General features: G+C 71.5%; 12 protein-coding genes. 6 read left to right on the forward strand and 6 right to left on the reverse strand.

Annotated elements, in window-relative coordinates:
- Nucleotides 1-231: 231 nt before the first annotated feature.
- From ABZ707_RS05950 to ABZ707_RS05975, 6 genes are all read right to left on the reverse strand, one after another.
- Nucleotides 232-2,478: an ROK family protein gene (locus ABZ707_RS05950; RefSeq protein ID WP_360168481.1), complete on the reverse strand. Its 2,247-nt coding sequence runs from the start codon at nt 2,476-2,478 to the stop codon at nt 232-234.
- Nucleotides 2,471-5,611 (reverse strand): glycoside hydrolase family 38 C-terminal domain-containing protein, encoded by a 3,141-nt coding sequence (locus tag ABZ707_RS05955; RefSeq protein ID WP_360168484.1) that lies wholly within the window; start codon nt 5,609-5,611, stop codon nt 2,471-2,473. Before ABZ707_RS05955 ends, ABZ707_RS05950 begins: the two co-directional genes overlap by 8 nt.
- A gap of 242 nt (nt 5,612-5,853) precedes the next feature.
- Nucleotides 5,854-6,939: a Gfo/Idh/MocA family oxidoreductase gene (locus tag ABZ707_RS05960; RefSeq protein WP_360168487.1), complete on the reverse strand. Its 1,086-nt coding sequence runs from the start codon at nt 6,937-6,939 to the stop codon at nt 5,854-5,856.
- Nucleotides 6,924-7,583 carry a ThuA domain-containing protein gene (locus tag ABZ707_RS05965; RefSeq protein ID WP_360168490.1) on the reverse strand — a complete coding sequence of 220 codons (660 nt, stop codon included), beginning with the start codon at nt 7,581-7,583 and terminating at the stop codon, nt 6,924-6,926. Before ABZ707_RS05965 ends, ABZ707_RS05960 begins: the two co-directional genes overlap by 16 nt.
- Nucleotides 7,580-8,869, reverse strand: a complete 1,290-nt coding sequence (locus ABZ707_RS05970; protein WP_360168493.1) for an enolase C-terminal domain-like protein — start codon at nt 8,867-8,869, stop codon at nt 7,580-7,582. The genes ABZ707_RS05965 and ABZ707_RS05970 overlap by 4 nt, the downstream gene beginning before the upstream one ends.
- A gap of 104 nt (nt 8,870-8,973) precedes the next feature.
- A complete protein-coding gene (locus ABZ707_RS05975) occupies nt 8,974-9,759 on the reverse strand; it encodes an IclR family transcriptional regulator (RefSeq protein WP_360168496.1) in 786 nt (261 codons plus the stop codon).
- A 157-nt stretch (nt 9,760-9,916) separates the two neighbouring features.
- Here ABZ707_RS05975 and ABZ707_RS05980 point away from each other — a divergent pair, with 157 nt between their 5' ends.
- The 6 genes from ABZ707_RS05980 to ABZ707_RS06005 all read left to right on the forward strand — a co-directional run bounded on the left by ABZ707_RS05980 (nt 9,917) and on the right by ABZ707_RS06005 (nt 19,326).
- A complete protein-coding gene (locus ABZ707_RS05980; RefSeq protein WP_360168499.1) occupies nt 9,917-11,305 on the forward strand; it encodes an extracellular solute-binding protein in 1,389 nt (462 codons plus the stop codon).
- Between the two features lie 20 nt (nt 11,306-11,325).
- Nucleotides 11,326-12,306 (forward strand): sugar ABC transporter permease, encoded by a 981-nt coding sequence (locus ABZ707_RS05985; RefSeq protein ID WP_360168501.1) that lies wholly within the window; start codon nt 11,326-11,328, stop codon nt 12,304-12,306.
- On the forward strand, nt 12,303-13,181 hold the full coding sequence (locus ABZ707_RS05990; protein ID WP_360168504.1) for a carbohydrate ABC transporter permease: 879 nt from the start codon (nt 12,303-12,305) through the stop codon (nt 13,179-13,181). Before ABZ707_RS05985 ends, ABZ707_RS05990 begins: the two co-directional genes overlap by 4 nt.
- A complete protein-coding gene (locus ABZ707_RS05995; protein WP_360168507.1) occupies nt 13,181-14,071 on the forward strand; it encodes an NAD(P)-dependent oxidoreductase in 891 nt (296 codons plus the stop codon). The genes ABZ707_RS05990 and ABZ707_RS05995 overlap by 1 nt, the downstream gene beginning before the upstream one ends.
- A complete protein-coding gene (locus ABZ707_RS06000) occupies nt 14,071-15,180 on the forward strand; it encodes a glycoside hydrolase family 99 protein (protein WP_360168510.1) in 1,110 nt (369 codons plus the stop codon). Before ABZ707_RS05995 ends, ABZ707_RS06000 begins: the two co-directional genes overlap by 1 nt.
- A 171-nt stretch (nt 15,181-15,351) precedes the next feature.
- The gene (locus ABZ707_RS06005; RefSeq protein ID WP_360168513.1) at nt 15,352-19,326 is read left to right on the forward strand and encodes a glycosyl hydrolase family 28-related protein; all 3,975 of its coding nucleotides are present in this window, start codon (nt 15,352-15,354) and stop codon (nt 19,324-19,326) included.
- Nucleotides 19,327-19,356: the final 30 nt, after the last annotated feature.

Consider the following 19,356-nt stretch of genomic DNA (forward strand, 5'->3'; position numbering starts at 1 on the left):
GCACCCCCTGCTCCTCCGACTACTACCTCCGCCTCACCGCCGACGGCGGCCGCATGCTCAAAGGCGAAATAGCCCTGACCGCGACACGGCCGACCCGGCCGACCCTCTGAGACCCGGACGCCTCTGAGGCGGGCACACGGCGAACGCGACGCGAGGCAACAGCAGACGAAGGCGCGGGCCGCCGGGACACACCCGGCGGCCCGCGCCATGTCCCCGCCGTGCGGCGGGAGTTCAGCCGGCCGGCAGATGCCGGGCCCGGCCCTCCCGTCCCCGCAGGCGTGGCGTGAACGTCGCGTGGAAGATGGTCGAGGCGGCTCCCACGGCGGCCGCCTCCGCGCTCAGCACGGACGGTTCGACCTCGACCCGCCGCAGCCGCCTCGCCGTCGGGAACTCATTGACCACGCGGCCGATCTCGTCGAGGTAGAAGGCGGCGACATCGTCGGTGAAGAAGGGACCGCCCAGCACGATCAAATCGATGTCCAGCAGATCGATCAGCCCCAGCGCTCCCCGGCCCACGGCCTGCGCCACCTCGCGGACGGCCGCCGCCGCCGCGGGATCGCCGGCCGCCGCCGCCTCACCCACCGCCAGATAGGCGGCGGTGCTCCCCGACGCGGTCGGCACCGGGCGCATTCCGCCCCGTGCCGCGAGATCGGGCACGGACACCGGCGGATTGCACTCGGGCATCATCTCCGGCCGGCCGTCCTTGTCCACCCGCCCCAGCGCGATGGCGCAGAGCTGGCCGAACTCCCCGGCGTTCGAGCTGACCCCCCGGTAGATGTCACCGTTGAGATAGAGCCCGGTGCCGACCCCCGTACCGAGATAGAGATAGGCGAAATCCCGCGCCCTGCGGTCCCGGCCGATCCACCGTTCACCCGCGGCCGCCGCGGTGGAGTCCTTCTCCATGAGGACGGGACAGGGAAAGTGGTCCTTGAGCAGATACAGCAGCGGCAGATCGCCCCAGGCCGACATCAGCGGCGGCCCGAGCACCGTGCCCGACGCGATGTCGACCGGGCCGGGCACCGCGACCCCGATGCCGAGGAAGCCGTCCTCCCGCACCGCCCCGCGTGCCTCGGCCAGTGTCTCGCGGCCCAGTGCGGCCACCCGTTCGACGAATTCCGCCGGGTCGGTGTCGGGGGTGACAGGCCGGGTACGGGTGCAGACGATCGCGCCGTCGAGATCGATGACGACGGCGGTGAGGACCTCCGGATCGATATGGATGCCGAGCGCGTGCGCGGCGGTGCCGTACAGCCGCACCGGCGTACGCGGCTTGCCGGAGGTGGCGCGGCGCTGCGCGTCCTCGATGAGAATGCCCCGGTCCAGCAGGGAGCGGGCGATCCGGGACACCGACTGCTGGGTGAGACCGGTCCGGTGGGCGATCTCGCCACGGGTGATGGTGCCCGAGAGCCGTACCGTCTCGATGACGACGCACTCGTTGAACGACCCCAGATCGATCTGGTTGACCCCGCTCCAGGACTGGCTCTGGGCCCCGCCGTCGGTGGGACGGTCCGCTCCCAGGTGTCCGGCGACATTCTCGCGCAGCCAGCGCACCGCCGCGCACGGGCCGTCGGGCCGCGCCGCCGCGTACCGCTCCAGCTCGGCGGCCAGATCGAGATAGACGCGGCGGGAGGACTCCGGATGGCTGGTGCTGTCCAGCGCGATCATGGCCCGCAGAAAGGTGCGCCAGGTCGAGCGCGCCGGGATGTGATGGTGCGTCACCGGGCCCTTGGGCGCCTCCGGCGGCGCCGTACCGCCCGCCCGGTCCCAGAGCGTGATCGCGTGCAGGCCGAGGTCCGGGTGGCTGTCGCTCGCCAGGGCCAGATACTCCGCCAGCCCGTTCTCCGGTGCGCCGCCGCCGGGCTCCCCGGCCGGCGCCGAGGCCAGCACCGCCTCCAGGGCCCGGTCGAGTCCGCTGAGCACATCCGTACCGATCACCGTTCCGGCGGCGGCCGGGGGCGCCGCTCCCTGCCGGGTGCCCGCGAGCAGCACGGCGCGCACCGGATCCACATACAGGCCCATGACCCATATGTCGGCGCCGGGCAGCGGCGGCCTGGTCGGCACCGAAGGGGCCGGTGCCTCGTCGGGAGTGAGCCGCCAGCGGCGTCTGATGCCGGCGACCGTGGCGTGCGAAAGCCCCAGCTCCCGTGCGACGGCCCGGGAGGCGCCGCTGCCGCCGGGCGCCAGCAGCGTACGGGTGACGACCTCCGCCTCGTCCACGGTGGCGGGACGGCCGGTGCGCGGGCGGTGTTCGAGGCCCTCGATACCGGCGCTCGTCCAGCGCTGCCGCCAGCTTCCGACGGTCTGCCGCGAGACCCCCAGACGGCGGGAGATCTCCGCGTCGCGCAGCCCGTCAGCGGCCAGCAGTACGACACCGGCACGCGTCGCGAGCGGGCCGCCCTCCTCGGCCCAGCGGCGCAGGACGGCCCGGTGCTCCGGGGGCAGGAAACCGAGCGGGGCGACGTCCGGCCGGGCGTCAGACACCGGGACCTCCCGCGCCGCGCTCGCCGCGTACCAGCCGCAGCGTGAGGATCTGGAACGGCCGCAGTGTCAGCGCGACCGAGCCGCTCTCGCAGGGACGGGCGGCGCGCGTCTCCTCCAGGAGATCCGTCTCGTACACCGCCCTGACCGGGAAGGCGGCGGTGAGCGTCGTACGCGCCCGGCCGCCACGCGACTCGTAGAGCCGTACGACCACATCGCCCGAGCGGTCGTCGGCGAGCTTCACCGCCTCCACCACCACATCCGGATGGCCGACGGAGACCAGGGCGGGCGCGGCGGGACCGGCGGGACCGGGGCGCAGCGGCAGGTTGAGCGCGTATCCCTCGGCGATCGCGTCGCCCACTCCGGCGGCGGGCCGCACGGTGTGCCGGAAGTGCTGGGGCCCGCGGTCGGCGTGCGGATCGGGGCTGTGCGCGGAACGCAGCAGGGAGAGCCGCACGGTGGTGGTCGTCCCCGTGTCCTCGCGGGTGTGGCGGGAGACGTCGTAGCCGTAGGTCGAGTCACCGGCCAGCGCCACGCCCCAGCCGTGCTCGCCCACATGGATCCAGCGGTGCGCCCAGAGCTCGAAACGGGCCGCGTCCGCGCCGGTGTTCTCATGGGTGGGGCGCTCGGTGTGTCCGAACTGGATCTCACCTCTGCTGTGTTCGGCGTGCACGTCCAGCGGCCAGGCGGCCTTGAGGACGGTGTCCTGTTCGCGCCAGTCGACATCGGTACCGATGGTCAGGACCCGGCCGCCCGCGGTCAGGGACAGCTCCTGCTCGATCGTGGAGCGGCCGGTGCTCCGTACCACCCGTACGGACGCCAGCAGCGGGCCGCTCTCGGTCACGTCGACGTCACTCGCCCGGTCCAGGTCACGACAGGTGCTGCGGTACCGGGCGTCGAGATCGCGCGCGCTCCAGCGCGCCGGGTCGTCGCGGTGGAGCTGGAGCAGATTGCCCGCGGCGCCCGGCGCGATGGCGTCCCGGCCGGTGGCCAGGTCCAGCAGGGAGCGGACGAGCCCGTCGGCGTCGATACGGATCCGCAGCAGCCCGTTGTCCAGCAGATGACCGCCCCCTTCCACGGGCCGGACGGTCACCGGCGCGACACCGGACGGCAGCGGCCCCGCGGGGCCCCGCCCGAGAGCCGGGGCCCCGGCCAGGACGGCGGTCCGGCCGTCGGACAGCCGCTGCCCGCCGTCCACGGGGCCGTCCGCGTCGAGGACGACCACCTCGCGGCGCGGGTGAGGACCGGCGTTGAACACGGAGACCCCGGCGACGGATCCGCCACCGGGAGCGCCGACCGCACGCCCGATCAGCCGGTCCAGACGGCGGTGGATCTCCCGGTAGGTCTGCTCGGCCTCCTGGTGCGCCCAGGCGATCGACGTGCCCGGCAGGAGGTCGTGGCACTGGTGCAGCAGCACCTTCCTCCACAGCGTTTCGAGCTCGTCGTACGGATACGGGATGCCGTCCCGTACCGCGGCGGTCGCCGACCACAACTCGGCCTCGCGCAGCAGTGATTCGCTGCGGCGGTTGCCGCGCTTCGTGCGCGCCTGACTGGTGTACGTACCGTGGTGGCCCGCCAGGGGGAGTTCGCCGCGCCACACCGGCGCGTCCGGGTACTCGTCGAGGGCGTCCCGGAAGAAGTGCGACGGATGCCGGAGGTGCACCCGCGGAGCGCCTTCGAGGTCGGCCAGCCGGCGGGCGCGCTCCAGCATCTCGCGGGTGGGGCCGCCGTCGGGGTGGCCGAAGGGCATCAGCGAGCGGGTGCCGCGGCCCTTGTCGGCGTAGGCCGCGACCGAGTCCGCCAGTTCGCCACCGGACAGGGCGGGGCTCCGGGCCCCGCTGGGCGGGATGTGGCTGAAGACGCGGGTGCCGTCGACGCCCTCCCACCAGAAGGTGTGGTGCGGCACGGCGACGGCGTTGTCGTCCGCGAGCTGCCGGGCGAGGAACCAGCGGGCCCCGGCGAGCGCGGCGAGCTGAGGGAAGGCGGCGCTCATGCCGGACGCTTCCGGCAGCCAGACCCCGTCGGTGTCGGTGCCCAGCTCCTCGCGGAAGAAGCGGCGGCCGTGGACGAACTGCCGGACCAGCGCCTCGCCGCCGGGCAGCTTGCCGTCGGGCTCCACCCACATCCCGCCGACCGGCGCCCAGTTGCCGTCGGCGACGGCCTTGCGCACCCGCTCGAAGACATGCGGATGATGGTCCTTCATCCAGGCGTACTGCTGGGCGGAGGAGGCGGCGAAGGTCAGCTCCGGATACTCCTCGGCCAGCGCCGTCATGGTGCTGAAGGCCCGGGCGCCCTTGCGTACGGTCTCCCGCATCGGCCACAGCCGGGCGGAGGCCGGCCGGGCGTGGCCGACGGCGAAGACGGTGTGCGCGGACTCGTGCGCGCGGCGGGCCAGTACGGGAGCGAGGATCTCGCGGGCGCCCGCGGCGGTACCGGGGACATCGCGCGGGTCGACGGAGTCGACGGCCCGTTCGAGCGCGCGCAGGATCTCGTGGCGGCGCGGCGTCTCCTCGGGGAGCGCGTGCATCAGTCCGCTCAGGACATCGATGTCATGGATGAGCTGCCAGATGTTCTCGTCGCGGACCGCCAGATCGGCGCGGTGCAGGCGGTAGAGCGGTTCGTCGCCGACGGTGACGGGGTCGCCGTAGTGGGTGCCGGCGCCGGAGCGGGCGTCGATCGAAGGGTTGGCGGCGGCCTCGACGAGCAGCCGCACCTGCTCGCCGCCGCTCGCCGCGGCCGAGACGGTCAGGGACCGGTGGTGCGGATACAGCCCCTGCAGGGGTGTGCCCTGCGCGTCGTGCACCAGGCCCTCGGCGCCGCCGCCGGGGCCGGACTCCCCGTCGGTGTCCTGGCCGAAGCCGAGGTCGAAGACCGCTTCCACCCGCCGCCCGGCCCAGCGCTCCGGGACGGTGGCGCGCACCTGGAACCAGGTGGTCGACCAGGGGCCGCCCCAGGTGTCGCCGACGACAAAGGGCGTGTAGCCGGCCCGGAGGGCCACCTCGACGGGGACCGGCTCGCCCGGGATGTGCCATGCGCCGACATCCATCGGAAGCCGCTCCGTATACAACGCCGGACGCAATCGGCCGGCGAGGAAATGGGCTGTCCGCGCCTCTCCGGACTTCCTGCGGTCATGCATGGGCGGCCCTTCCTGTCCAGCCAGTAACCGCCATGTAAAACCAAGAGTGTTATCAAGTCAACGCCTTTCCCCATTCCTTCTTCTTCCAGGTGGTGAGGGCGGGTTGAGGAATTGTCAGGCAATTAATCTGCCGAAAAGTGAGGGCATTGGAAAGTAAATGGGGTGACGTCCGGGGCAAAAGGACGGCGGGGAGGCCGCCGCCTCCCCGCCGTCCGCTCAGCGGCCCGCCGGCCTGCTCCGGGTCAGGCCGGCCGGCTCACCGGCTCCGGCCTGGCGCAACTGCTCTCCACCGGAAGGGCCCGGCCCTCCCGGGCCGAGTCGAGCAGCGTCAGCATGATGTCGAGGACATGGCGGGCCAGTTCGGCGGACGCCCGGTGCGGACGGCCGCCGGCGACGGCCTCCGCCAGATCGGCGAGTCCCGTGCCGCGCCCGGCCCCGGTGTACCCGGCCGACACCGGCAGGGTCTCCCACTCCGCTCCGGGCCTGTGCAGCTCGACAGGGCCGTCGAAGCCGTTCGGGTCGGGCACCGAGAGCGATCCGCCGGTGCCGTGCACCTCGATGCGCGGCAGCCGCGCGGCGTGGATGTCGAAGCTCATCATTAGGGTGGTGAGCGCGCCGTTCGCGTGCCGGAGCACACCGGTGACATGGGTGTCCACCTCGACCGCGAACCGCTCGCCCGCCCGGGGCCCGCCGCCGATCTCCCGCTCGGCGCGCGGCCGGGAGGCCGCGCCCGTGACCTGGACGACCGGCCCCAGCAGATGGACGAGCGCGGAGAGGTAGTACGGCCCCATGTCGAGCAGCGGTCCGCCGCCCGGCCGGTAGTAGAACTCCGGGTCGGGGTGCCAGCGTTCATGTCCCGCGGTGGTCATGAAGGCGGTGGCGGCGACCGGGGTGCCGATCAGTCCGTCGTCGACCGCCTTGCGCGCGGTCTGCACGCCGGTGCCGAGGACGGTGTCGGGCGCGCAGCCGATCCGCAGTCCGTCGGCCCCGGCCGCGGCCAGCAGCGCGTCCGCCTCCTCGCGGGTGGTGCTCAGCGGCTTCTCCCCGTAGACGTGTTTGCCCACGGCGAGCGCGACCCGGGCGACCTCGGCATGGACCGCGGGGATCGTCAGATTCAGTACGGCGTCGACATCGGAGCGGACCACCAGATCCGCGACGGAGCCGACGACCTCGGCCCCCGGCACCCGCGCGGCGGCGGCCTCGGCGCGGCTCGGGTCGAGGTCCGTGACGGCGGTGAGTGTCACATTCGCCAGCCGTTCCAGCGTGTCCAGATAGGCGCCGCTGATCTTTCCGGCGCCGACCATGCCGATCCTCAGCGGCTCGCCCACAGCAGTCCCCTCTCGGTGAGCGCCCGTACCTCGGGCACGTCGAAGTCGTCCGGCTTGTGGCCGATCGCGGAGACGAAGACACGCCCCGCGCCCCAGGACCTGGTCCACACGGCGGGCATGGTGACCGGACGGGACCGGTCCGCGTCCGCCTCGAACTCCGTCGTCGCCAGGACGTCGATCAGCGGATCGGTGACCATCCAGTACTTCTCCGTATGCACACGGAAGTCCGTGAGACCGGCGATCACCGGATGGTCCGCGTGCTTCCCGGCCAGTGTCACCGTGTGGTCGGAGAAGCCGTGCGGATGCATCAGGAACTGTCCGCCGGTGAGCAGGTGATAGCCGACGTCACCGCGGAAGGAGTCGACGATCCCGCCGTGCCAGCCGGCCAGCCCGGTGCCGGCGCGGACGGCCGCGACGAGCCCCGCGCTCTGCTCCCTGGTGATCTCGCCCATGGTCCAGCACTGCACCACCAGATCGGTGGCGGCGAGCAGTTCGGCGTCGCCGTAGACATCCAGGCTGTCGGAGATCCGGAGGTCGTAGCCGTGTTCGCGGAGAAACGGCAGGAACAGCTCCGTGATCTTCACGGGCTCGTGCCCCTCCCAGCCGCCCCGTACGACAAGAGCCCTTCGGGCATCGGATGTCACGGTCGTTGCACGCTCCCGTCGGTGTTGCGCAGCAGGGCCCAGCGGTCGTGCTCCAGTGGCTCGGGCACGGGGTGGCGGCGGGCGGCGGCCTCGTCGAAGTCGACGCCGTGGCCCGGTGTCTCATGTGGTGCGAGGCCCCCTTCTGAGGCCGTGATCGTGCCGGGGAACACCTCGGCGACCGGCGGCCTGAAGACCGCGGCCTCCTGGACACCGAAGGCATGGCTGCTGATGTCCAGCGCGAGGGTGGCGGCCTGGGCGACGGGGCTGACATCGGCCGGCCCGTGCGGGGCGAGCCGGACGCCGCGCAGCTCGCAGAAGGCGGCCAGCTTGCGGGCCGGGGTGAGACCTCCCAGGGTCGGCACGCGTACCCGGGCGAAGTCGATGGCCGGCCCTTCGAGCAGCGGCAGGAACTGGCCGACGTCGCTGAAGAGTTCGCCCATGGCGAGCGGTACGGAGGTGCCCGCGCGCAGCGCCGCGAAGTGCGACGCGTCCTCCGGGGCGAGCACGTCCTCGACGAAATACAGTCCGGCGCCCTCGACCCGGCGCAGGAAGTCCCTGGCCTGGCGCGGGTCGAGCCGCTCGTGCACATCGTGCAGGAGTTCCACGTCGTCGCCGACGCGCTCGCGCACCTCGGTCAGGACGGCCGGCACGGCGCGGACGTACGCGGCGGAGTCCCACGGCACATCGCGGTGGCGCAGCGCGCGGGCGTCGGTGGCGCCGGCCGCCCCGGTGCCGTAGGTGTCGGATCCGGGGACCGCCGCCTGCACGCGTACATGGCGGTAGCCGCGTTCCACCGCGGCCACCACCTTGTCCGCGATCTCCGCCGCGTCGGCGCCGTCGACATGGGTGTAGGCGTCGGCACGCGCGCGGACCTGTCCGCCGAACAGGGAGTACAGCGGGGCCCCGAGCCGCTTCGCCTTGAGGTCCCACAGGGCGACGTCGATACCGCCGAGGGCGTTGCCGGTGAGGGAACCGCCGCGCCAGTAGGCGCTGTTGAGCATCAGCCGGTGGATGTCCTCGATGTCGTCGGGATCGCGGCCGACGAGCAGCGGCGCCAGATAGTCGTCGAGGACGGATCGCACGGCGAGGGTGCGCTGCGGATCGCTCGCACACCCCAGGCCGTACAGTCCCGGTTCATTGGTCTCGACACGGACGATGAGATGGGGACAGCCGTGCGGGGCTGTCAGGAATGTGCGTACGGCCGTGATGCGGATCTTGGCTCCGCGTTCCTCCACCCAGGGAGCCTGGGCGAGAACAACATCGGAGCGGGCATCAGGCTGAGTCATGCGAACTCCAGCGTACAGATGACGGAATGATGTACCGCCACTTGAACGTAAGGAGCGCCGAATCAATTTGTCAATGACTCTACCAATTATCGACCCGGACGGCCTCAGTGGCGGCCGAGCCGTTTGAGGAGAGTGCCCAGTGAGTGGGCGGCCTCCGTGACCGCGCGGGCCACCTCCTCGGCCCGCGCGTCGTCCATCCGGCTCTTGGGCGCGGAGCAGCTGATCGCGTCGCCGCCCCCGTGGCCGGTGCCGAGCGCCACGGCCACGCACCGGATGTCCGGCGAGTTCTCGCCGTCGTCCGTCGCCCAGCCGCGCAGCCGTGCCTCCGCGAGCTGGCCGAGCAGTTCGTCCGGGTCGGTGACGGTGTCCGGAGTGAGCCGCTCCAGCGGCCAGTTGAGCCGCATCCGCACCTCAGCGGCGTCGTACTGCGAGAGCATCGCCTTGCCCAGCGCGGTGGCGTGCGCGGGCAGCCGCCTGCCGACCGCCGAGTACATCCGCAGGGCATGCCGGGACTCGCGTTTGGCCAGGTAGACGACGTCCGTGCCATCGAGCCTGCCCAGGTGCACCGACTCGCCCGTCTCCTCCGCGAGGGCGTCGAGGACCGGTCCGGCGAGGCTCGCGACATCGTCGCCCTCCAGATACGCCGTACCCGTCAACAGGGCCTTGAGGCCGAGGCTGTAGCGGGTGCCCGACGGGTCGAGATCCACCCAGCGGCGTGCCTCCATCGTGCGGAGGATCGCATGCAGACTGCTCTTGGGCACGGCCATCGCGCCGGCCATCTCGGCGAGCGAGAGCCTGGCCCCTTCCGCGCCGAGCAGTTCGAGTACCTCCAGCACCCGAGCGGCGGACTTGACCTCTTCGGGCTTGCGCCCGCGCGCTGCTGCTGCCACCGATTCCACGGAACCTCCGCTTCCCGCACCGGCGCCCCTCGGCGTTCCGGTCAGCACGAATCTCGACGTGCGTCTTGACGCTATATCACCCCGACCATAAGTTCAGTCACTCCAACGTCATTCGGCCTTCTGAACGGTTGATCCTTAGGTAGGGGCCATGCGAATTTCTTTTGCGCGCAATGTCCGGCTCGCGGCGGTCGCCGCGGCCACCGCGCTCTCACTGACCACCCTCTCGGCCTGCGGTGGATCGTCCGGCTCCGGCGGCGACTCCACGTCGCTGGAGATGTGGACCTTCAAGCAGTCCCACGTCGGGGCGCTGCGCAACGCCGCCGCCGAGTTCAAGAAGCAGACCGGCATCTCGGTGAAGGTCGAGGCGTACACCCCCGACGACGCCTACACCGCCAAGGTGCAGAGCGCCGCGAAGACCGGTGACCTGCCGGATGTGCTGGAAGTGCACTCCGACGGCGAGGACCGGGTGTTCGGCGCCGCCGGGATCGTCTCCGACCTCAGCGCCGACTTCAAGGGGGAGTGGGCGAACCGGATCCAGCAGGGAGTGCGGCAGTCCGGCCTCGTCACGGACCAGCGGTTCAAGGACTCGCAGCCCGACACGGCCAAGGATCACGGCATCGAGAAGGGCGCCCGGTACAGCGTGCCCCTCACCGTGGGCACCTTCGGCATCGTCTACGCCAACAAGAAGCTGCTGGCCGAGGCGGGGATCACCGAACCTCCCGCCGACTGGGAGCAGTTCCTGGCCGCGCTGAAGGCGACCACCACGAAGGACCCGAAGACCGGCGGACTCGCCCTCGGTCTGAAGGTCCAGTCCACCGGGCTGACCTGGGTGCTCCAGCCGCTGGCCTTCAGCCAGCTCGGACAGCAGGCCTACGAGGACCTGTTCGGCCAGGACAAGAGCGCCGACTTCGCCTCGCCGAACGGCATCAAGGTCCTGAACATGTACAACCAGCTCACCCCGTACTGGATGCCCGGCACCCAGAGCCTCACCATCGACCAGGCCGACCAGGCGTTCGCGCAGGGCAAGTCGGCCTTCGACATCGGCGGCACCTTCACCCTCGCCTTCCTCAAGCAGAACGGGATGAACCCCGACGACGTGTTCGCGTTCGGGCTGCCCTCCCCGAAGGACGGCGCCGTACCGGACCGCGCGCTCGGCCCGCTGGCCCTGACCAGCCTCAGCGTCAGCGCCACCAGCGAGCACCCGGACAACGCCAAGAAGTGGATGGAGTACCTGTCCCGGCAGGAGGTCGCCGCGCGGTTCGCCAAGGACGCCTCCGACGTGCCCGCCACCGAACTCGGCGCCGACTCCGCCACCGTCCTCGGCCCGGCGCTCTCCGCCATGGTAGAGAGCTTCAAGGGCACCAAGCAGAACACCTATGACCCGAACCGCGGCAACGAGTTCCGCGCGCCCGGCTACGAACAGGACGACGCCGGCGCCATCCTGGCCGACCTCACGCCGCTCAAGCAGCAGTCCGTCGAGGTGACCGCCGACAAGCTCCGCAAGCTCAACGACTCCTTCTGGGCGGCGGCGCAGTGACAACGGCTCCCCGAGGGGCCGTGCCGGGGGCGGCCGGGAGCGGTGGCGAGGACCGCCGCCCGCCGACCGCCCCCGGCCCGGCCGGCACACCACTGAGCCGGCGCCCGCGTTCGTACGAGACGCTCACCGGGTACCTGTTCGTCGGCCCCGCGGTGGCCCTGTTCTGTGTCATGGGCCTGTACACCGTGGGCTACGGCTTCGCGCTCAGTTTCGCCACCTGGAACGGATTCACCCCGGACTGGAAATGGGTCGGCCTCGACAACTACGCCGACCTGCTCTGGCGCAGCCCCGTCTACGCGCCCCGGGTGCGGCACGCGGCGTTCAACACCCTCTGGGTCATGATCGCCTCGCCGGTCCTGACCGTTGTGGTCTCCTTTCCGCTCGCCGTGCTGCTGAACCGGGTCAAGCGGTTCCAGTCGGTGCTCCGCTCGGTGTATTTCCTGCCGTATGTGACCAGCGGTGTCGCGGTCTTCTTCGCCTGGCAGTACATCCTTGAGCCGGACGGCGCGGTCAACTTCCTGCTGGACGGTCTGGGGCTCGGCTCCCTCCAGCAGCCCCAGGGCTGGCTGGGCAATCCGTCCACCGCGCTGCCCACCATGATCGTGGTGACGGTCTGGGGACAGGTCCCCGTCGCGATGCTGCTGTATCTGACGGGCCTTCAGGGCATCGACCGCAGCGTGCTGGAGGCCGCCGAACTGGACGGCGCCGGCTGGTGGCGCACCAACGCCTCGGTGGTGTGGCCGCTGGTCCGCCCGATCACCGCCGTGGTGATGCTGCTCAATCTGCGTGAGTCCCTCCAGGGTTTCCAGACCTTCCTGGTGATGACGAACGGCGGCCCCGGTGACCACACCAATGTGCTGGGCCTGGAGGCATACCGCCTCGCGTTCCTCAAGAACCTCGCGCCCACCCTGGGGCTCGCCAGTGCGCTCGGCTGGATCCTGTTCGCCGCCGCCCTGGTCCTGGCCCTGATCAATCTGCGAGCGCTGCGGAGCAAGACATGACATCGCTTTCCCTCAAGGCCCGCCCCGGCCCGCCCGACGAGCACGGTGCCCGCGTCCGCCGGGTCGTCGCCCGCACCGTCGTCGGCGTACTGCTCGGGCTGTACGGCCTCGTCAGCGTCTATCCGTTCCTGTGGATGGTGTCGGCCGCCTTCAAGGACCAGATCGAGGTCGTCCGCGGCGGCCATCTGATCCCGCGGAACCCGACGCTGACCACCCTGGTCGACACCTGGAACGAGCTGCACTTCTTCGACTTCTTCCTGAACAGCCTGCTGGTCACGCTCTATACCGTGGTGCTGACGCTGGTGATCTACGCGGCGGCCGGCTACGCCTTCGCCGTCCTGCGCTTCCCCGGCCGCGGCGCGCTCCAGAAGCTCTTTGTCTCCCTGCTGTTCGTGCCCGGCATCACGGTGATGCTGCCGATCGTGCTGCTGGAGAACAAGATGGGCATTCTCGGTACGCACTTCGGTCTGGTGCTGCCCTTCGTCAACGGCGGCGCCCCGCTGTCGGTCCTGCTCATGACCGGCGCCTTCCTGGCCGTACCGGCCGAGCTGCGCGACTCGGCGCGCGTCGACGGAGCGAGCGAGCTGCGGATCTTCACCAGCGTCTATCTGCCGCTGGCCAGACCGGCGCTGATCACGGTGGCGCTGCTGACGGCGATCCCGACCTGGAACGAGTTTCTGCTCACCAGGGTCTCGCTCAACGACCCGTCCACCTACACACTGCCCCTGGGGCTGCAGACACTCTCGGCGGAGAACGTGCCGCACTACAACAACCTGATGGCGGGCGCGCTCATCGTGGTCATTCCGGTGATCGTGCTCTTCATCAGCCTGCAGCGGTACTTCGTCAACGGACTGGTCGGGGCGGTGAAGGGCTGATGCGTGTGCTGGTCACCGGCGCCGCCGGCCATATCGGAGGCTGTGTGGTCGACGACCTGCTGGCCCACGGCCACCAGGTCGTCGCCACCGACCTCGTCCCCGTCGACGACCCGCGCGTCGAGTGTGTCCACACGGGCGATCTCCAGGATGTCCAACTGGTGCGCAAGGCCATGGACGGCGCCGACGCGGTCGTCCACCTCGGCGCCATTCCGCACCCCAACTCGGACGACGACGGCGCGCTGTTCGCCACCAACTGCCTGACCGCGCACCGGGTCCTCGACGAGGCGGGCCGCCACGGCATCGGCCGGGTGGTCGCCGCCTCCAGTCTGTCCGCCGTCGGACTCGCCTGGTCGCCGGTACCGCAGTCGCCCCGGTACGTCCCGCTGGACGAGGAGCACCCGACCCTCGTCCAGGATCCCTACGGCCTCTCGAAGATCGTCCTGGAGGAGATCGCCCGCGCCACCCACCGGCGCTACGGGACCGGCATCGTCTGTCTGCGGTTCCCGTTCACCGGGACCGGCGAACGGCTGACGCGTCAGCTCGAAGCCGTACGGTCCGACCCAGCGGCGCACCGGATGGACCTGTGGGGCTGGCTGGACACCAGGGACGCGGCCGAGGCGATCCGCAGGGCACTCGAAACAGAGCTGCGCGGCTGCCATGTCCTCAATGTCGCGGCGTCCGACACCTCCTCCCCACTGGCCACGGCGGCGCTCATGGAACAGCACCACCCCGGTGTGCCCGCGTTCGCCGAACTGGCCGGGCACAGCTCGCTGTTCGACACAGGCGCCTGCGCCCGGCTGCTGGGGTTCACTCCCCGGCACGGCTGGCGCACCGGTCCTCCCCGCCCCACCGAAGAGATCCCGGAAGAGACCCCCCAAGGAGAAAACTGATGTCCCCCACCCCCCACCGCGCGACCGGCACCACCCGCAGAGCCTTCCTGGCCGGTACGGCCGCGGCGGCAGGAGCCGCCGCGCTCGGCGCGTCGCCGGCGCGGGCGTCCGAGCCCGTGCGGGCCGCCGCCGCGCTCTCCACCGACGTCCACATCTTCTACTACCCGTGGTACGGCTCACCGAAGATCAACGGCTCCTACCGCCACTGGCCGCAGGGCAACCTCACCCCGCCGAACGGCATATCGTCCAACTTCTATCCCACGCTCGGTCCCTACGACTCCGCCGACCGCGACGGAGCCGTCACCCAGCACATGAACTGGATGCGTCAGGCCGGCACCGGCGTGCTCGTCACGAGCTGGTGGGGCCGCGGCAGTTACGAGGACAGGCTGTCCAGGATCCTGCTGGACGTCGCCAACGCCCACGGCCTGAAGGTCGCCTGGCACATCGAGCCGTACTCCGGCCGCACCGCCGCCTCCGTCGCCGACGACGTCCGCTACATCAACACCACCTACGGCAGTCACCCCGGCTACTACCGGGACGCCGCCCACGGCAACCGCAACGCCTTCTACGTCTTCCAGAGCCTGAACATCACCGACTGGACGCCGATCGAGGCCGTCAAGAGCCAGGGCATCGTGCTCACCCAGACCACGGATGTCTCCAAGGCCGCCCACTTCGGCGGCATGTACACCTACGACGGCATCGCCGCCGCCTCGCTGCCCGACTGGAGCGGTGTCGACCGCTTCTGCACCGCGAACGGCCTGGTCTGGTCGCCGTCGTTCGGCCCCGGATACATCGACGACCGCGCCGTGCCCGGCAACACCACCCCGACGGTCGAGCGGGCGAACGGCACCACGTACGACAGGGTGTGGCAGCACACGCTCACCAGCGGTGCCACCGGCAAGCCGCCGACCTGGGTCAGCATCACCTCGTTCAACGAATGGCACGAGGGCAGCCAGATCGAGCCCGCCACCGCCAACCCGCCGGCCGGCCTTCCCTACCAGTCGTACAACGGCGCGTACGGCAAGACCGGCGCCGCGGCCGAGACGGCCTATCTCGACCGCACCCAGTACTGGGTCCAGCAGTACGTGGCGGCGCGCGCCGCCCGCTGACCCGCCGCGCGAACACCCCGCCGCGTGGCCGCCCGGAGCGGCCGCGCGGCGGGGCGACCCGTGCCCCCTCTCTCCCGACCGGTTCCACGCTGTGACATCGCGCCAGTACGTAGACGGCGGGCGGACTCCTGCCGCCGGCCGCGCCACTGTCCACCGACCCCGGAGGTCGTCATGTCCCGTCAGAGATCCGTGCGGAAGAGATTCCGTCTTCGGCTGCCCCTCTTACTGCTCCTGATCGCCGCGCTGCTCGCGCCGGGCGCGGCGACCGCCGCTCCCCGCGCCGCGGCCGCCGGCATGTATCCGCACGGAATCGGCGCCGACCTCGGCCCCACGCCGAGGACACTGGGCGTCACACCGACGGCCGGTGACGACCCGTCAGGTCTGGTCACCGGTGAACTCGACGGCAGGACGTACTGGGGGACCGACACCGCGGCCGGCACCGGCCATCTGGACTTCGACCTCGACGACGACTACCTCGCCGGGATCGCCTCGCCGTCCGCCGTCTTCAGCGTCACCTACCGGGACAGCGGTACGGGCGCCCTCGTCCTGACGTCCGCGGGCGGCGCGGCACCCGCCAGGGTCGCCTTCACCGGCACCGGCGGATGGAAGACCAGCACCTTCGACCTCTCCGTCGCCGACGCGAAAGCCGGCGCGCTCCGGCTCAGCGGGACCGACGGCGAAGCGGCCCGGGACATCACCGTCGCCGCGGTCCGCGTCGGCACACCCGGCGCGTCCGTCACCCTCGGCACCGCCGTGCGCCCGGACGGCATCACACCGCGAGCGGGCGACGGCTCCACGGGGCCGGTCACGGGCGAGCGGGACGGCCGCGGCTTCTGGGGGACGGACCGCACCGCGCCGCCGCCCGGCCTCGGCTTCTTCTACATGAACGTCTCCGACACCTTCCTCTACGCCACCACCGACACCGTGCTGGTCAGCGTCGACTACTTCGACGAGGGCAACGGCGCCTTCGGCCTGCACTACGACTCGCCCGGCGACCGCATCATCGACATGTTCAAGCCCTCCGAGGTCTTCACCCACGGCGACACCAGGACCTGGAAGACCCACACCTTCGCGCTCGACGACGCCCTGATGACCAACCGGTCGAACGGCGCCGACTTCCGGCTGCACACCGCCGACTCGGCCGTGGAACTGAAGGTCGCCGCCGTCCGGATCACCGTCATCCCGGCCGAACTCAAGCCCACCGAGGGCCTTGAGCTGCTCATCTCGGACGCCCGGCGCGTCCACACCGCCGCGCGCGAGGGCGACAGGGACGGCCAGTACCCGGCCGGCGCCAAGGACACCCTGGCCGCCGCCATCGAGGCCGCGCGGCGCACCGCCGACGCCGGGGACACCACCGAGGCGCGGCTCAAGGCGGCCCTGCGCACACTCGACGAGGCGCTGCGGACCTTCCGCGGCTCGGCCGTCAGCACCAACCTGGCCCGGGGCGCCGAGGCCACCGCCAGCAGCACCGCCCCGGGCGGATCGCCGCGGGCGGCGACCGACGGCGACGCGGGCAACGGCTGGACCAGCGGCTCGGGCGGCGCCGGCGAGTGGCTCAGGGCCGACCTGGGCAAGGTCACCGGGATCAACGAGGTGCGGGTCACCTGGGGCGCCGGATACTCGCCCGACTACACCGTCCAGGTCTCCCGCGACGGTACGGACTACCGGACGGTGGGCCACCACGGCGGCAGCGGCGGAAGGACGGTCCGTACCGCCTTCGCGGGCCAGGACGTCCGCTACATCCGGCTGACGGTCTCCGGCTACGCGCCGGGCACCAAGAGCGTCACGGTCGGCGAACTGGAGGCGCGCGAGCAGCGCACCGTCCGCCCCGAGCCCCGGCTGATCAGGACCGTCAACCCGGTCGAGTCGCCCGTCGTGGCCGACTTCGACATCCGGGACTACGCCGGCGCCGACCCCAGGGGCGTCAAGGACTCCACCGAAGCCATCCAGCAGGCCCTCTACGACTGCTACGACGCGGGCGGCGGCACCGTCTGGCTGCCCTCCGGCACCTACCGGGTCACCCGCACCGTGGAGGTCCACTCGTTCTGCACACTGCGCGGCGACCGCCGCGATCCCGACCGGGGCAACGGGAGTTACGGCACGGTCGTCTCCGCCGATCTGCCGCCCGGCGCCGACGGACCCGTCCTCTTCCGCATCGGCGGCAGCGCGGGAGTCATGGGACTCACCACCTACTATCCGCGCCAGAACGCGACCGACCCGGTGCCGTACAACTCCACCTTCGAGATCCCGGGCGACGCGTGGATCGGCAACGAGAACTACATGATGGCCACCGTCGCCGAGGTGACCATGCTCAACTCCTACCGCGGTGTGGGCATCAGCACGATGCCCAACGACCAGGGCCTCGCACCCAGCGCCGGACAGGTCCACGAGTCGACATCGCTGCGCGACATCAAGGGCACCGTGCTCTCCGAGGGCTTCCGCGCCTACAACGGCGCCGACGTCGGTACCTGGGAGAACATCACCCTCGACAACGGCTACTGGGCCGACGCGCCCGCCGCCTACCACCCGCCGAAGCGCGCCGCCCTCGACGCCTGGACCCGTGCCCATGGCACCGGATTCGTCCTCGGCGACCTGGAGTGGGACCAGTTCTACAAGATCAAGGCCGCCGACTACCGGACCGGCATCCGTATCGTGCCCGGCCAGCGTGCCGCGTTCACCGGCAGCTTCCTCCAGGCCGACATCCGCCGTACCGATGTCGCCGTCGACGCCGAGAGCTTCGACGCCCGCTGGGGTCTCTCCTTCGCGGCGAGCACCCTGGAGGGCAGCGAGGCGGCCGTGCGCAACGCGTCCCCGGCGTATGTGAAGGTCACCGACACCAGGCTCACCGGCGCGGTCTCCGGCATCGTCCACCGGATGTCCGGGACGGTGCCGCGCTACGAGCGGTCGGCGCTGCCGAAGCCGGCCAGGGCCGCGCTCTACGACGTGACGAGGGCGCCTTTCGAGGCGCCGGCCGCGCACGGCGGCATGCCCACGCGGGACGCGACCGCGCGCATCCAGCGGGCCCTCGACCGGGCCGGCCGGGACGGCGGCGGGACGGTCTACCTGCCGGCGGGCTGGTACCGGGTCGACGGCCACCTCCGGGTGCCCGCCGGTGTCGAACTGCGCGGCGCCTCCGCCGTGCCCAACCGCGATCTCAACGGTGCGAGCGGCGGCACGGTCCTGATGGCGTACGAGGGCCGGAACACACCGCGCCCCGACACGGCCACCGCGCTGATCACCCTGGACGGCGGGAACGCGGGGGTGCGCGGGCTGCGGGTCTTCTACCCGGAGAACAACCCCGCGGCCGACGAGGCCGCAGGTCCTGTGCCCTATCCGTACGCCGTGCGCGGCAACGGCACCGGTACGTACACCATCGACATCGGTCTGCCCAACGCGTGGAACGGCATCGACATGGCCACCCACCGCAATGACCGGTTCGTCGTGCGCAAGCTGGCCGGCGCGGTCTTCAACCGGGCGATCAGCGTCGGCAGGAGCGACCGCGGCCGGATCGAAGGTGTGCTGAACAACGGCAACGCCGTCAGCAGGGTCGGCTACGCGCTGCCCGGCTGGGTGCTGGAGAGCGACATCTTCCCGCAGGTCATCGACGACCCGATGCGCGAGCAGGCGCAGATCGTGACCGTCGACGGGGCGAGCCGGCTCACGGTGTTCAACGCCTTCGCCTACGGCTTCCACCACGGTCTCGTCGTCACCTCGGGAGATGTGCGTGCCTTCAACCTGGGCACCGACAATCTGGGCAGCGACGGCTTCACGGTGAAGGCCGACGGCGGCGATGCCACCGCCGTCACCGCCGTCACCGCCGTCAACGTCTCGCGCTACAACGGCGCCACCAGCAGCGGGACGGCGAGGCTGTTCAACATCATGGCCATCAACATGGCGCAGCGTACGGTGCGCGCGGAGGCGGACCCGGCGGGAGGGGGCACGGTACGGCTCAGCGGCAACGAGTCGGAGCCGGGGCGCTACGAGGCCGGAAGCAGCGTCACCGCCACGGCGGTTCCGGCGGCGGGGCGGCGGTTCCTGAACTGGACCGTCGACGGCGAGGAGATCTCCCGGGAACCCGAGGTCACTCTGAAGATCACGGAGGACCTCACGGTGACCGCGCACTTCGCCCCGCCGGCCGGGGGCTGAGCGGCTGAGGCGGTGGTCACCGGGGGGCTT

Origin of the sequence: Streptomyces sp. NPDC006923 (assembly GCF_040635655.1) — a bacterium.
Classification (GTDB): domain Bacteria; phylum Actinomycetota; class Actinomycetes; order Streptomycetales; family Streptomycetaceae; genus Streptomyces.

Bases quoted from the DNA above. Each gene is read 5' to 3' on its own strand.
- ABZ707_RS05955 (WP_360168484.1), bottom strand. From the start codon at position 5,611: ATGCATGACCGCAGGAAGTCCGGAGAGGCGCGGACAGCCCATTTCCTC.
- ABZ707_RS05970 (WP_360168493.1), bottom strand. From the start codon at position 8,869: ATGACTCAGCCTGATGCCCGCTCCGATGTTGTTCTCGCCCAGGCTCCC.
- ABZ707_RS05980 (WP_360168499.1), top strand. From the start codon at position 9,917: ATGCGAATTTCTTTTGCGCGCAATGTCCGGCTCGCGGCGGTCGCCGCG.
- ABZ707_RS05990 (WP_360168504.1), top strand. From the start codon at position 12,303: ATGACATCGCTTTCCCTCAAGGCCCGCCCCGGCCCGCCCGACGAGCAC.
- ABZ707_RS05995 (WP_360168507.1), top strand. From the start codon at position 13,181: ATGCGTGTGCTGGTCACCGGCGCCGCCGGCCATATCGGAGGCTGTGTG.
- ABZ707_RS06000 (WP_360168510.1), top strand. From the start codon at position 14,071: ATGTCCCCCACCCCCCACCGCGCGACCGGCACCACCCGCAGAGCCTTC.
- ABZ707_RS06005 (WP_360168513.1), top strand. From the start codon at position 15,352: ATGTCCCGTCAGAGATCCGTGCGGAAGAGATTCCGTCTTCGGCTGCCC.